Annotated in this window: 15 protein-coding genes and 1 other annotated feature; of the genes, 5 read left to right on the top strand and 10 right to left on the bottom strand. The window is 45.3% G+C overall.

Annotation, left to right across the window (positions count from 1 at the left end):
• Positions 1–101: 101 nt before the first annotated feature.
• Both GXP65_RS19255 and cysS read right to left on the bottom strand, forming a co-directional pair.
• Positions 102–680, bottom strand: coding sequence for a thymidine kinase (locus GXP65_RS19255; protein WP_005430256.1), 579 nt, complete (start codon positions 678–680; stop codon positions 102–104).
• An 84-nt stretch (positions 681–764) separates the two neighbouring features.
• The gene (gene cysS, locus GXP65_RS19250; RefSeq protein ID WP_010646112.1) at positions 765–2147 is read right to left on the bottom strand and encodes a cysteine--tRNA ligase; all 1383 of its coding nucleotides are present in this window, start codon (positions 2145–2147) and stop codon (positions 765–767) included.
• A gap of 204 nt (positions 2148–2351) precedes the next feature.
• On the opposite strand from cysS, the gene GXP65_RS19245 reads away from it, so the two are divergent.
• The 4 genes from GXP65_RS19245 to GXP65_RS19230 all read left to right on the top strand — a co-directional run bounded on the left by GXP65_RS19245 (position 2352) and on the right by GXP65_RS19230 (position 5549).
• Positions 2352–2846, top strand: a complete 495-nt coding sequence (locus GXP65_RS19245) for a peptidylprolyl isomerase (protein WP_005533685.1) — start codon at positions 2352–2354, stop codon at positions 2844–2846.
• Positions 2847–2906: 60 nt separating this feature from the next.
• Positions 2907–3644: a UDP-2,3-diacylglucosamine diphosphatase gene (gene lpxH / locus GXP65_RS19240; RefSeq protein WP_162093509.1), complete on the top strand. Its 738-nt coding sequence runs from the start codon at positions 2907–2909 to the stop codon at positions 3642–3644.
• A gap of 99 nt (positions 3645–3743) precedes the next feature.
• Positions 3744–4958, top strand: a complete 1215-nt coding sequence (locus tag GXP65_RS19235) for an EAL domain-containing protein (protein WP_045453035.1) — start codon at positions 3744–3746, stop codon at positions 4956–4958.
• A gap of 87 nt (positions 4959–5045) precedes the next feature.
• Positions 5046–5549 carry a YchJ family protein gene (locus GXP65_RS19230; protein WP_162093508.1) on the top strand — a complete coding sequence of 168 codons (504 nt, stop codon included), beginning with the start codon at positions 5046–5048 and terminating at the stop codon, positions 5547–5549.
• A 224-nt stretch (positions 5550–5773) separates the two neighbouring features.
• Here GXP65_RS19230 and hisIE read toward each other — a convergent pair whose 3' ends face one another.
• The 8 genes from hisIE to hisG form a co-directional block, all read right to left on the bottom strand.
• Positions 5774–6409, bottom strand: a complete 636-nt coding sequence (hisIE, locus tag GXP65_RS19225; protein WP_005533681.1) for a bifunctional phosphoribosyl-AMP cyclohydrolase/phosphoribosyl-ATP diphosphatase HisIE — start codon at positions 6407–6409, stop codon at positions 5774–5776.
• Positions 6406–7179: an imidazole glycerol phosphate synthase subunit HisF gene (hisF, locus tag GXP65_RS19220; RefSeq protein WP_004749837.1), complete on the bottom strand. Its 774-nt coding sequence runs from the start codon at positions 7177–7179 to the stop codon at positions 6406–6408. The genes hisIE and hisF overlap by 4 nt, the downstream gene beginning before the upstream one ends.
• A complete protein-coding gene (hisA, locus tag GXP65_RS19215; RefSeq protein ID WP_005390889.1) occupies positions 7161–7898 on the bottom strand; it encodes a 1-(5-phosphoribosyl)-5-[(5-phosphoribosylamino)methylideneamino]imidazole-4-carboxamide isomerase in 738 nt (245 codons plus the stop codon). The genes hisF and hisA overlap by 19 nt, the downstream gene beginning before the upstream one ends.
• Positions 7899–7910: 12 nt before the next feature.
• Positions 7911–8525 carry an imidazole glycerol phosphate synthase subunit HisH gene (hisH, locus tag GXP65_RS19210; RefSeq protein ID WP_005450758.1) on the bottom strand — a complete coding sequence of 205 codons (615 nt, stop codon included), beginning with the start codon at positions 8523–8525 and terminating at the stop codon, positions 7911–7913.
• Between the two features lie 26 nt (positions 8526–8551).
• Positions 8552–9625 carry a bifunctional histidinol-phosphatase/imidazoleglycerol-phosphate dehydratase HisB gene (hisB, locus tag GXP65_RS19205; RefSeq protein WP_005427528.1) on the bottom strand — a complete coding sequence of 358 codons (1074 nt, stop codon included), beginning with the start codon at positions 9623–9625 and terminating at the stop codon, positions 8552–8554.
• A 69-nt stretch (positions 9626–9694) separates the two neighbouring features.
• Positions 9695–10735, bottom strand: a complete 1041-nt coding sequence (gene hisC, locus GXP65_RS19200; RefSeq protein ID WP_038889515.1) for a histidinol-phosphate transaminase — start codon at positions 10733–10735, stop codon at positions 9695–9697.
• A 12-nt stretch (positions 10736–10747) separates the two neighbouring features.
• On the bottom strand, positions 10748–12058 hold the full coding sequence (gene hisD, locus GXP65_RS19195) for a histidinol dehydrogenase (protein WP_162093507.1): 1311 nt from the start codon (positions 12056–12058) through the stop codon (positions 10748–10750).
• A 5-nt stretch (positions 12059–12063) separates the two neighbouring features.
• Positions 12064–12960, bottom strand: coding sequence for an ATP phosphoribosyltransferase (hisG, locus tag GXP65_RS19190; RefSeq protein WP_005427525.1), 897 nt, complete (start codon positions 12958–12960; stop codon positions 12064–12066).
• A 54-nt stretch (positions 12961–13014) separates the two neighbouring features.
• Positions 13015–13152: a sequence feature (His leader region), on the bottom strand.
• 362 nt (positions 13153–13514) lie between these two features.
• On the opposite strand from hisG, the gene txr reads away from it, so the two are divergent.
• Positions 13515–14471: a putative sigma-54-dependent transcription factor Txr gene (gene txr / locus GXP65_RS19185; RefSeq protein WP_045397998.1), complete on the top strand. Its 957-nt coding sequence runs from the start codon at positions 13515–13517 to the stop codon at positions 14469–14471.
• The last annotated feature ends 69 nt before the right edge of the window (positions 14472–14540 follow it).

Genomic DNA, 14540 nt, shown 5'->3' with positions numbered 1-14540 from the left:
ACTGAGCCCGTAGAGGACTTTCACCTCCTAGATCAACGCCATGCTCGGCGCACCAATAAAAAAGCCACCGAATTCGGTGGCTTTCTCTTATCTAGATTGGCTTACTTGCCAAGTGCTTCTTTGTAGTGTTGACGACAAACCGATACGTAACGATCGTTACCACCGATTGCAACCTGATCACCTTCTTTGATTGCAACGCCATGCTCATCAGTACGAATAACCATGTTTGCTTTGCGACCGCAGTGACAAATCGTTTTTAGCTCAACCAGCTTGTCTGCCCAAGATAGCAGGTACTTGCTGCCTTCAAAAAGTTCGCCTTGAAAATCGGTGCGAAGGCCATAACAAAGAACCGGAATATGCAGCTTGTCCACCACCTCTGTGAGTTGGTAAACCTGCTCTTTAGATAGGAACTGACACTCATCAATCAGAATACAGTGACGTTTTTCAACCTCATGCAGTGCTGCAATCTCTTGATAAAGGTTGCTATCTGGACGGAACAATTGCGCGTCTGATTGCAAGCCAATACGAGAGCTCACTTTACCCACACCGTAACGATCATCTAACGCTGCTGTGAAAATCACAGGCGTCATGCCACGTTCTTGGTAGTTAAATGAAGATTGAAGAAGAGTTGTCGATTTACCCGCATTCATTGCTGAGTAATAGAAATACATCTGAGCCACAGAGCACTACCTTCGTTAAAGTTTAGAATTTATAAAAGCTTGTAAAGAAAAGGGCTGAATCATCAGCCCTTTTAAAAGATTCAATTACTTACGACGCCACGTTGTGCCTTCTGGACCATCTTCCAGAACAATGCCCATCTCCGTCAGCTTATCACGAGCCATATCTGCGTTAGCCCAGTCTTTCGCTGCACGAGAGTCGTTACGTAGCTTGATTAGTGCTTCGATTTCAGCCACTTCATCATCGTTACCAGCGTCACCTTTTAGGAACGCTTCTGGATCTTGGTGAAGAATACCGATCACGTCAGCCAGTTCACGCATTAGCGCACCTAGCTCGCTCGCTTTCTCTAGGTTTTCTGTCTTAAGACGGTTTACTTCACGCGCCATATCGAACAGTACTGAGTAAGCTTCTGGCGTGTTGAAGTCGTCGTTCATCGCTGCAGTATAGCGAGATACGTACTCTTCACCACCTGCTGGCGCTGCGTTTAGATCGAGACCACGTAGAGACGTGTATAGACGCTCAAGAGAGGCACGTGCTTGATTTAGGTTATCTTCGCTGTAGTTTAGCTGGCTACGGTAGTGACCTGACATTAGGAAGTAACGAACCGTCTCAGCATCGTAGTGGCCAAGAACATCACGGATAGTAAAGAAGTTACCCAGAGACTTAGACATCTTCTCACGGTCTACCATTACCATGCCGCTGTGCATCCATGTGTTCACGTATTGAGTGTCGTGTGCACAGCATGATTGCGCGATTTCGTTCTCGTGGTGTGGGAACTGCAGATCAGAGCCACCGCCGTGAATGTCGAAGTGGTTACCTAGGATTGAAGAGTTCATTGCAGAACATTCGATGTGCCAACCTGGACGACCTGGCCCCCATGGTGATTCCCATGTTGGTTCGCCTGGCTTAGACATCTTCCAAAGTACAAAGTCTAGTGGGCTGCGTTTTGCTGTTTCGATATCGACACGAGCACCAGCTTGAAGCTGTTCAAGGTCTTGCTTAGACAGCTTGCCGTATTCGTTGAACTTACCGACTTCAAACATTACGTCGCCGTTGTCTGCAACGTAAGCGAAACCGCGCTCGATTAGCTTTTCAACCAATTCGATGATTTCAGCGATGAACTGAGTTGCACGAGGCTCAACGTCAGGGCGCTTCATGTTCAGTGCATCGAAGTCAGCGTGCATTTCGCCAATCAGGCGCTCTGTCAATGAATCACAAGATTCACCGTTTTCTGCTGCACGTTTGATGATTTTGTCATCGATGTCAGTGATATTACGTACAAACGTTAGGTCATAACCAAGGTAACGCAAGTAACGAGAAACCACATCGAAAGAAACGAAAGTACGACCGTGACCGATATGACAGAGATCGTAGATGGTAACTCCACAGACATACATGCCAACTTTGCCGGCTGTAATTGGTTTGAATTCCTCTTTCTGTCTTGTGAGTGTGTTATATATCTTTAACATGATCTCTATCTATGATTGTGAATGGATAACAAGAAGGCCGAGTATAACAACTCAGACCTTATTAGGTAATAGCAATTCACGGATAAAACGATAATCGGCTAAACTTCAAGCACAAAACTATTAATTTGTTCTTCCTGAGTTTTTAAAGCGTAATAACTTAGGCTAGAATCGCAGTTTCAATACAACACAGTAAAGGAAAGTAGCATGATCACCCTTCACACTAATTTTGGTGACATCAAGATTCAACTAAACGAAGAGAAAGCGCCAGAGACTAGCGCAAACTTCCTTCAGTACTGCCGCGACGGTTTCTACGACAACACTCTTTTCCACCGTGTTATTGACGGCTTCATGATCCAAGGTGGTGGTATGGAGTCTGGTCTACGTGAAAAAGCATCACGTGCACCAATCAAGAACGAAGCAAACAACGGTCTTAGCAACAAAGTGGGTACACTTGCTATGGCTCGTACTATGGAGCCGCATTCAGCAAGCTCTCAGTTCTTCATCAACGTAAACAACAACACGTTCCTAGACTTCCGTAGCGAAAGCCTAGACGGTTGGGGTTACTGTGTATTCGGTGAAGTAATCGAAGGCATGGACATCGTAAACAAGATCAAAGGTGTGAGCACTGGTTCTTACGGCATGCACCAAGACGTACCTCTAGAAGACGTAGTGATCACTGGTACAACAATCGAAGAGTAATTCTTTAGAATTGCTGCCAAGAGATAAGTTTGTGGGGAGGCGTCGCTTCCCCTTATTTCTATGACGACATTATTTATATCTGATCTTCATCTTACCCCATCACGTCCTGATATCACGGAGTGCTTTGTTACGTTCATGCGTTCAGAAGCAATCCATGCCGACGCACTGTACGTGCTTGGTGATTTGTTCGAATTCTGGATTGGTGACGATGACAACACCCCTTTTGCAAGTCAAATCCGTAGCGAATTTAAAGCACTGACGGATTCTGGTGTGCCAACCTTCTTCATCCAAGGCAATCGAGATTTCTTACTGGGTAAACGCTTTTGCAAAGAAACCGGTATGACATTGCTTGATGATGTCTGCACAATTGATCTTTATGGTCAAAAAGCCGTGATCCTGCATGGCGATACACTTTGCATTGATGATGTGAAATACCAAGAGTTTCGAAAAACCGTTCATAAGCCATGGCTTCAATGGTTGTTTAATCGTATTCCCTGGTTCGTTAAGAAAAGAATTGTCGCTAAAGTTCAGTCAGACATTCGAGACGACAAACAAACCAAGCCTCTCGACATCATGGACGTTAACCAAGGCGAAGTAGAGCGCGTTATGTCTCAAAACTGCGTCAACCTGATGATTCACGGTCACACGCACCGCCCAAATACACATATTTTTGAATTAAATGGTGTTAAAACAACACGTATTGTCTTAGGTGATTGGTATAGCCAAGGCTCGGTTTTAAAAGTAGATTCTGACAATTTTGACTTGCAAACACGACCGTTTGACACAGAATTGAAGTAAAGCATGTCGAGCGTGTAGAAGATTGACGCGCAAAGCATAGAAATTTTACAGAAAATCGCTATCATCGTATTACTCAGTTAAACAGAACAAAGTACCGCATTGAAGTATTCATACGTAGCTCGCCAACCGATACTGGATAGAGAAAAGCGTACCATCGGGTATGAGCTTCTCTTCCGTGACGGTCCGAAAAATACCTTTCCAGAAGTAGAACCTGAGCTGGCTACTAGTCGACTTCTATCTGACCATTTCCTTACCACGCACTACAGTACTCTGGGTGATAAGCTCGGCTTTGTTAATTTTCCATACCAAAGCTTGGTCAATCTCGTCCCTACTCTGTTTCCCAATGAATCACTCGTGGTTGAAGTATTGGAAGATTGTGAGCCAACAGACGAGTTACTTCATGCAATCAAACATCTACATGCATCTGGCTATCGCGTTGCGTTAGATGACTTTGTTCCGACTAAAGCTTGGAAGCGTTTTTTACCTTATGTTGCGATCATCAAGTTCGACATTCGCTTAGTCCCTATCGAAAAGGCCGCGATTTACATTCAATCACTTGGCCACTTTGGTATCGACTTTTTAGCCGAGAAAGTCGAAACCTATGAAGAGTTTGAACAGGCAATGGATGCTGGTTTTAACTACTTCCAAGGCTACTTCTTCAGTAAACCTGAGATGATTCAGAAAAAACGCCTTAACCCGGCGTTTTTGACGGTGATTCAACTGTGTAAAGAGATCGCAGACAAACCCATCAATTTCAATGAAGTCGAACGCCTGTTTTCAATCGATGTGACCCTGTCTTATAAGCTAATGACTTATGTAAACTCGGGTTACACGCTCACCACTAAGATTAAGTCTTTCCGACAGGCGCTGGTTTATCTTGGTGAAGAACGCTTAAGACGCTTTATTTCTCTTGTTGCCATTGCTTCAGTGCACGAAGACAAACCTGACTCTTTGTACTCTTTAGCGATTCAGCGTGCACGTATGTGTGAAATTTTGCTCAGCCAGATGAACACTAAATACGACCCGGGCCAAGCGTTTTTAACAGGAATGTTCTCACTATTAGATTCACTATTAGACCAACCGCTTTGCGACGTGATCAGTGACATTCCAGTTGATGAGGAAATCAAGCAAGCGCTCACAAGTCGCAAAGGCGTATTAGGCTATCTTCTTTCGATGATCATCGCTTACGAAAAAGCCGATTGGGAAACGACGGAAAAGTACGGTAGCGCACTCAAACTGACTGAACCACAGTTAGCCAAAGCATTCAGCCAATCCACTGCGTGGGCTCAAGAACTGCTGTCTCAAACGCCCTAAATCGCTATAATGCCCCAAAGAATACCTCCAGCCTCACTTATGTGAGGTTGTTTGTTTTTACCGCTTAATTAATCGAGATTTCATTTTATGGCTTCTTCTTGTCCTTGCGGCTCTAACCGCACCTACCAACAGTGTTGTGAAATTGCCCACAATAACCATGCTGACGTCACCACTCCGGAGCAGCTAATGCGCTCTCGTTACAGTGCGCATGTGTTAGGTCTAGTGGATTACGTGGTGAACACATACCACCCAAGCTGTAATGCAGAAGAGCAACGTGAAGGCATTGCCCAATCCATCGACAGCGATTGGTGCAAGCTTGAGGTAGTAAAAGCCGAAGCGAGTAGCAACGAGAATGAAGGTTTTGTTGAATTCAACGCTTACTTTGATGAGGACGGCAAACGCTACTGTATGACAGAACGTTCTCGTTTCGTGAAAGAAGATGGGCTTTGGTACTACATTGATGGCATGTTCCCAGAAGATGAGCCGGAACAAGATCCTCGCTTAAGCCAACCAGTAAGCAGTCTAAAGGTCGGTCGTAACGATCCGTGTATCTGTGGAAGCGGTAAGAAATTTAAGAAGTGTTGTGGGTAATAGAAAGGCTCTAGGTAAACAAAGGTTCTAGGTAGATAAAGGTTCTAGGGGCTTAGAGCCTAAAGTCTCGAATTACGGATTTTCGACCGCTTGCCCAGCCTATCATCAAGCACTTCCCTTTTCCGTAAGCGAAGCGTTCTAAATTCCATCGTTTTTTCTAAGCCAATGAAGTGCGCGAGAGATCCCGCGCACTCTGTTTTAGGTTCAGAGTTTGGGGCTCTTCTTTATTTATGACGCTCTTTCAGTTTGTTCACTACGTCATTCATCGATAAGCCTTGGTCTTGAAGCAATACCATTAAGTGGTAAATCAAATCTGCTGATTCACACACTAACTCCGCCTTATCGCCCGACGTCGCCGCAAGCGCGACTTCAACGCCTTCTTCGCCCACTTTTTGCGAAATACGCTTGGTGCCACGGGCATAAAGACTGGCAGTATAAGAGGAATCTGGGTCGGCACTCTTGCGGGCAGCCAATAGCTGCTCAAGTTGATGAAGCCACACCATTTGTGACTCCTCTTGAGGGTCCACATCCCAGCAAGTTGTATTACCCAAGTGGCACGTAGGACCAATGGGATTCACCTTAACCAGTAGCGTATCGTTGTCGCAATCTAGCTGCATGTTCACTAGTTGCAATACGTTGCCAGAGGTTTCACCTTTCGTCCAAAGACGCTGCTTGGTACGAGAGAAAAACGTCACTTGACCCGTTTCGCCCGTTTTTGCCAACGCATCTTGGTTCATGTAACCCATCATCAGCACTTGGCTTGATTGGAAATCTTGTACGATGGCAGGTACCAGACCATCCACCTTTTCCCAGTTGATTCGCTCAGCTAGCGAACTTACTTCGGCGGCTTTTACACTCATAGTCGTACCTCAATGCCTTGTTGTTTCAAATACTGCTTTAGTTCACCAATATTGATGACTTGTTTGTGGAATACCGATGCAGCAAGCGCTCCATCCACATTGGCTTTTTGGTAGGCTTCTGCGAAGTGCTCCATGGCACCAGCACCACCCGATGCAATCAATGGTACGTTACATACTTCACGCACCATATTCAGTTGTTCGATGTCGTAGCCGTTACGCACACCGTCTTGGTTCATCATGTTCAGTACGATTTCACCAGCGCCGCGTTTTTGTACTTCTTGCACCCAATCACGCGTTTCCCATTGAGTTGCTTTGGTGCGTTCTTCATCACCGGTAAACTGGTAAACCTGATACTTACCTGTCTCTTTGTCGTAGTATGAATCGATACCAACGACGATACATTGCACACCAAATTTATCAGCAAGGTCAGTAATCAACTGAGGGTTCGCCAGTGCAGGTGAGTTGATAGACACCTTGTCTGCACCAAACTCAAGAATGCGTGCTGCGTCTTCTGCTGACTTAATGCCACCAGCCACACAAAACGGAATATCAATCACTTCTGCAACGCGAGCGACCCAACTTTTATCGACGACACGACCATCACTTGAAGCGGTAATATCGTAGAACACAAGCTCGTCAGCGCCTTCTTCAGCATAACGCTGCGCCAGAGGAACGATGTCGCCAATGATTTCGTGGTTGCGGAACTGGACGCCCTTCACCACTTGTCCGTCACGAACATCAAGACATGGAATTATTCGCTTTGCCAGCATGCAAATGCCTCCTCTGCTGTGAACTTACCATCTAATAGTGCACGACCAACAATTACACCAGCCACACCGCTGCCTTTTAGCGCTTCGATATCTGCTAATGAGCCAATGCCACCTGAAGATTGAAACTGCACTTGTGGATACTGTTTGCATAGGTCAACGTAAAGCTCAACGTTTGAGCCCTCTAGCGTACCGTCACGAGAAATGTCCGTACAAAGCACGTGCTGTAGACCGACCGTTAGGTAATCGTTGATTAGAGCTTCGATGGTCACGCCTGAATCTTCTTGCCAACCAGAAATCGCTACTTTACGTGTGCCGTCTTGGTCGATGTTGATGTCTAACGCGAGAACGATTTTCTCTGCGCCGTATTTTTCCATCCAACCTTTCACAAGCTCTGGCTGTTTTACTGCTGTTGAGCCAACGACAACACGCTGAGCACCCGCTTCTAGCAGATCAATCACGTCTTGCTCTGTACGCACACCGCCACCGATTTGGATGTTCGCTGGTGTGCTTGCTAGTAGCTTTGCAATCAAATCAAGCTGACGTGCTGTCGTGTCTTTCGCGCCAGTTAAATCCACCAAGTGCAGCCAGTTGGCACCTGCTTGATGGTACAAGTTGAACTGCTCTGCTGGGTCGACTTTATACTCGGTTACTTGGCCGTAATCACCTTGATAAAGGCGAACCACCTGTCCTTCAATTAAATCAAGAGCTGGAATAATCACACTAAATCCCTTTTATAATTCTAAGAAGTTTTGAATAAGCTTCGCGCCCGCTTTTGAAGAACGCTCAGGGTGGAACTGCACACCGTAGTAGTTGCCGCTTTGTACTGCTGCTGTGAACGGGTTGCCGTATTCACACTCGGCAATCGTGTAATCTCCAACCGGCATTGCAAAGCTGTGTACAAAGTAGAAGTACTCACCTTCTTCAATACCTTTGAACAGTGGGTTACCTGCTTTTGCAGACACCGTGTTCCAGCCCATATGCGGCAGCGGTAAGTCACCAGTTTGTAATAGCTTAACTTCACCATCACAAAGTCCAAGACACTCAACTAACTCGTCGGCTTTCTGCCCTTTTTCTTGAGACACTTTGCCCAACAGTTGCATGCCTAAACAGATACCTAGCAATGGCTTTTCTACCTGTTTTACCAAGCTGATAAGATCGCGTTCTTCTAGGTTCTTCATCGCTTCACTGGCGGTTCCCACGCCCGGTAGAAATAGCTTGTCAGCTGCCAATACAACTTGTGGATCTTTTGAAATCGTTACGTCATAGCCTAGGCGTTCAATGGCAAACTTCACCGAAGAGACGTTGGCACAGCCAGTATCGATAATGACAACTTTCTGTTCTGTCACTGTTTTTCTCCTTGCTAACGTGAGCCTTAAAGCACGCCTTTACTACTTGGTAGCTCAGTGCCTTCTACTTTGATTGCTTGGCGTAAAGTACGACCAAACGCTTTAAATAGGCTCTCAATGATGTGGTGATCATTGTTGCCCGCAGAAGAAAGGTGCAGCGTACACGCTAGGGTGTCAGTCAGAGAGCGGAAGAAGTGAACCACCATCTCTGTTGAAAGGTCACCCACTTGCTCACGGCTGAATTGCGCGTCGAACTTAAGGTAAGGACGACCAGATAGGTCCAGTGCACATTGTGCCAAGCACTCATCCATTGGCAGGCTGAAGCCAAAGCGACCAATACCACGTTTGTCACCCAGTGCTTCTTTCAACGCCTGACCCAAAGCAAGAGCGGTATCTTCTACCGTGTGGTGATCATCAATGTGCAGGTCACCTTCTACTTTGCACACCATCTGGAATCCACCGTGCGTCGCGATTTGATCCAACATGTGGTCGAAGAAACCAAGACCTGTAGAGATGTCATTGCCGCCTTGTTCATCAAGGTTAACTGCAACTTTGATGTCTGTTTCTTTCGTAGTACGAATGACTTCAGCAACGCGTGCCTTCACCGTTAGATCTTTCAAGATCTGCTTCCAACCCATGGTTTCTGGGTTGTATTGAATGCCACGAATTGCCATGTTTTCTGCAAGTTGAAGATCGGTTTGACGATCGCCAATCACAACAGAGTTTTGGAAATCAACTTTGCCACCTTGAAGGTACTCTTTTACCAAGCCCAATTTAGGCTTACGGCAAGAACAGTTATCTTCATCGAAGTGAGGACAAATCAGCACGTCATCGAACTTCACACCCTGAGATTCAAAGATCTCCATCATCATGTTGTGTGGAGCATCAAAGTCTGCTTGTGGATAGCTGTCGGTACCCAAACCATCTTGGTTAGTGACCATCACTAGGCGGTATCCTGCATCCTGCAACGACAACAGGCTTGGGATAACAAATGGCTCTAGTTTTAGCTTATCTAAACGGTCTACTTGAAAATCAACTGGCGGCTCAACAATTAAGGTGCCATCACGGTCGATAAAAAGGATTTTTTGTTGTTTGCTCACTCGAACTTCCTTATTGCTATTCTTTTGGCGCTCCCGCTATTGAGCGAGAGCGATTAATTTTGTCTCTACTTATGCGTAGTAGTTTCTAATAAATCCAAGCGTTTTTTCACACTCGTCGCGGTTACCAACACTGATACGTACGCAGTTCTCAATCGGCGAGTTACGCAAAATAATGCCTGTATCCCAAGCAGCTTTGAAAAGATCATCGCCATCTGGGAATTTTACCAATAGGTAGTTCCCCCACCCTTCAAACACTTCCAAACCCGGAATCATTGAAAGACCAACTTGTAAGTAAGCACGGTTTGCATTCAGATCAAGAACTTGGAACTTCGCTCGTGCTAAGCCAGCTTCCGAAAGCGCCTGAGTCGCAATTTCTGCCACTGGAACCGGTACTGGATATGGTGCGATAACTTTAAGAAGTACATTAATCAGCTCTTCGTTCGCAAGCGTAAATCCACAACGCAGACCAGCAAGCGCAAAAGCTTTCGACAGAGTACGCAAAATCGCAAGATTCGGGTATTGCGCCAGTAAATCTACCGTTGATGCTTCAGGGCAAAAATCAATGTACGCCTCATCCATTACCACGATTGCACGGTCTTTTGTCATCTCAAGCAGAGACACAATGTCTTCACGCTTAACCAAGTTACCTGTTGGGTTGTTTGGCGAACATACAAAAACCAGTTTCACGTTATCCAGATTAGCTTCGATACCTGCAAGGTCTAGTTGCCAATCTGACGTTAGCGGCACGGTTTTACGCTCTACACCTATAGTTTCTGCACTGATGGCGTACATACCGTAAGTCGGTGGACAATAAAGAATCGCATCTTCACCCGGCTCACAAAAAGCGCGAATCAGTAGTTCAATACCTTCATCTGCTCCGCGAGATGTTAGTGTTTGCTCTGGTTTCACACCCGCATAGGCTGCGTAAGCAGAAATTAGTTCTTTCGGCTGACATTCGCTGTAACGATTGAGACGAGCAAAGTCTGTTTTGTATTCATTGTTGAATGGCGATTCGTTAGCATTTAGCCATACGTCACCGGTACCACCAATTCGGCGAGCCGATAAATAAGGGGTAAGTTTTTGGACTTGTTTACGCGCTAGCTTTTCCATTTCATTGTCCTCTTACTTAGCTGCCAGTTTTTCTACACGGGTTAATTTTTCAGTACGAATTGTCACTGCACGTTTGTGTGCATCCAAGCCTTCCGCTTCAGCCATAGTGACCACAGTTGGCGCAAGATTCTTTAGACCATCAGCAGACAGTTCTTGAACCGTCATACGCTTAGAGAAATCCGCCAAACCTAAGCTTGAATACGTGCGTGTGTAACCGTAAGTAGGAAGAACGTGGTTGGTGCCCGATGCGTAATCACCTGCTGATTCAGGCGACCAATCACCAAGGAAAATAGAACCTGCGTTATCTAATAGAGGCAGAAGCTCGCGTGGGTTCTTAGTCTGAACAATTAAGTGCTCAGGACCGTAGTAATTTGAGATTGAAACCGATTGAGTCAGAGACTCAGCAATAATAATCAAACTTGAAGCCAATGCTTTCTCGGCGATGTCCGCACGAGATAGCTCCTTAAGCTGACGTTGAACCGCATCCGTCACTTGATCAGCAATAACAGGAGAAGGAGTCACAAGTACTACTTGAGAATCAGGACCGTGCTCCGCTTGGCTTAGAAGATCTGCAGCAATGAAGTCTGGGTCTGCGGTTTCATCGGCAATCACTAACACTTCTGATGGGCCTGCTGGCATATCAATCGCAGCGCCACGGAAATCATTACTTACCTGACGTTTTGCTTCTGTCACATAGGCGTTGCCCGGGCCAAAGATCTTATCGACTTTGGATACTGTCTCTGTACCGTAAGCCATTGCAGCGACGGCTTGACCACCGCCAACGTTGTACACTTCATCAATGCCACACAGTTTTGCTACGTACAGAATCTCGTCAGCAATTGGCGGTGGAGAACAAAGCACCACTTTACGACAGCCTGCAATTTTTGCAGGAACCCCAAGCATCAAAACAGTCGATGGCAATGGCGCACTGCCACCGGGAATGTACAAACCCACTTTTTGAATTGGGCGCGTTACTTGCTCGCAAAGTACACCCGGTTGAGTTTCTACTTTGATTGGCTGTGGCTTTTGTGCTTTGTGAAACTTAGTGATGTTTTCATACGCTTGCTCTAATGCGCTTTTCATCTTTTCAGAAAGACGCGCTGATGCCTCATCGATTTCTTGTGCTGATACACGAATGGATTCTGGCTTCACACGGTCAAATTTCTCCGTCAGCTCCAATAATGCAGCATCACCTTCTTTGCGAACTTTTGCGATTACTTCTGAAACCGCGGCAGTGATATTCGCACCTTCTGTAATTGCAGGACGTTCTAGGATTGAGTCTTGCTGCGTTTCACTTAGCGATTGCCATACGACTGTTCTCATTGCGATTACTCCATCATTTTCTCAATTGGTAGTACTAGAATTGAGCTCGCACCCAGTTCTTTTAGTTGTTCCATGGTTTCCCAGAACAGGTTTTCAGTACTTACCAAATGAACCGCAACTTTTTGCTTGTCGGCAGACAGAGGTAACACAGTCGGATCTTCCGCACCTGGCAGTAGTGCTTTGATTTGGTCTAGCTTCTCAGCTGGCGCATGTAGCATGATGTACTTAGACTCTTTCGCTTGCTGTACGCCTTGCATACGAGTTAACAGCTTTTCGATTAGCGCCACTTTGTCTGCGTCGAACTCACCAGTGCGTTGAATCAGTGTCGCTTTTGATTTGAAGATAATTTCAGCTTCTTTAAGACCATTCGCCTCTAGCGTTGCACCTGTAGAAACCAAGTCAGCGATTGCATCAGCAAGGCCCGCACGAGGGGCAACTTCTACAGAGCCTGTCAGCATACATGTTGAGAATGGAACGCCCGCTTCATCCATGTAAGCTTTTAGCAGTTGTGGGTATGTCGTAGCGATACGTTTGCCAGCGAGGTCTTGAGGGCCGTTGTACTCTTCGTCTTTGTCGATTGCGATAGATAAACGGCAGCCACCGAAATCAAGACGACGCAGTTGAACAAATTCATACGGTTCACCCAACGCTTTACGATCTAGACGAACTTCTTCCAGTTCATTTTCACCGATAAAGCCAAGGTCTACTACGCCATCCATAATCAAACCAGGGATGTCGTCATCACGAACCAAAAGCAAATCAATTGGCATGTTCTCTGAGTGAACCACTAGACGCTCACCCATTACGTTGAATTTCACGCCACACTTTTTCAGTAGAGCTTGGCTCTCTTTGCTTAGGCGGCCTTTTTTCTGAATTGCGATTCTTAAGCGTTGTGTTTGCATTACATTATCCCTGTGCAAATTCGGTAATTTGAATATTTTTATAAACCAGTAAAACTAAAAAACCCTCGAGAGATGTAGGTCTCCCGAGGGTTTAAAATCTGTTTTCACTTTGATTTTCACCTCCGGGAGTTTCCTATCTCCCGGGTATGCGTACATCTCCCGAAAGACTAGGCTGGGTGATGATGGTGATGAATGTTCATTACAAAATTACGCATACTTATTTAAGGCTCGATTGTGTTGCTTCGTTTAAGACCACACTAACCAAGGATTAATTTTTTTTCAACAACGAATTTCCACTTTTCCTAATATTTTTATTACCCAATTGATTTTGTTAACTTTAATTTTCATTTCAATCATCAAAAATGCATCACGCAAACTCATTTATGCCATCAATTTGTTATAAAAAAACGGCGTAGTACTAAATCTTCTAAAAACAACCGTTTAAAATCCTTCAAATTCCATTACTGAGATCTTTCTCAATAGTGGTACATATTGCTCATTTTTGAGACTACGTTCGTTACTAAACTTTGTGTGGGGCATAAAAGAGAAGAAAAATGAAAGTGCAAAAATGCAAAGCTACGTTACACAGACGTTCTTTGGATGCAGACCCATTACTTCCTCTTATTGGTAATAGCACTTGCATCAGTGAACTACGTAACAAACTCAAAAAATACGCGCAATGTGATGCGGAAGTACTCATCCAAGGCGAAACCGGGGTGGGCAAAGGTATGTGTGCTCGAATCATTCACGAACTTTCAAGTAGACACATATACCCATTTGTTGAAGTTAACTGCGGAGCGATTCCAAGTGGACTCATCGCATCAGAGCTCTTCGGTCATGAGAAAGGAGCATTTACGGGTGCTATTTCGGATCGAATCGGCTTCATTCAAAAAGCGAACAAAGGGACGCTATTTCTCGATGAAATCGGCGACATGCCGCCTGATCTACAAATTCATTTGCTGCATTTTTTGGAGAGTAAGCAAATCCATAAAGTTGGTGCAGACAAAATCATTGATGTGGATTGCCGCGTCATCGCAGCCAGCCATGTAGATTTAAAAAGTGAAGTAATACAAGGAGGATTCCGAGAGGATTTATTTTACCGACTGAACATACTACCACTCACTATCCCCCCACTTCGGAAGCGTGGTGAGGATACGGTCATGTTGTCAGAGCGTTTTTTAGAAGAATTATCCAACGGAAAAGTTCAGAGTATGTCTCCGGAAGTGAAGAAAAAGCTACTGAAACATAAATGGCCCGGCAACGTGAGAGAGCTGCGCAATGTCATTCAAAGGGCGATTGTAATGTGTGAGGATAACACTCTTCACATCGCCGACCTCGGCTTGGACAATAACGAAAGACAGCTCCTTCCTTCTGTCGAACAAATTGACTTAGATTATTTGTTAAAAGCAATCGAAGACAACAAACACAACATGAGTGCGGCTGCGAGGAATTTAGGTATTTCTAGAACCACACTCTACCGTCTAATCAAGAAATATAACCTGCCCATCTAACAAGCCTACATGGCGTTAAATTTCGCTAGAACTGTAACGTAACACTGTGTAACAGGTGAACTGTTAATT

Origin of the sequence: Vibrio sp. LB10LO1 (genome assembly GCF_010092875.1) — a bacterium.
GTDB classification, from domain to species: domain Bacteria; phylum Pseudomonadota; class Gammaproteobacteria; order Enterobacterales; family Vibrionaceae; genus Vibrio; species Vibrio campbellii.
Note: the sequence above shows the minus strand (reverse complement) of the source record. Positions and strands in the feature narration are given on the sequence as shown.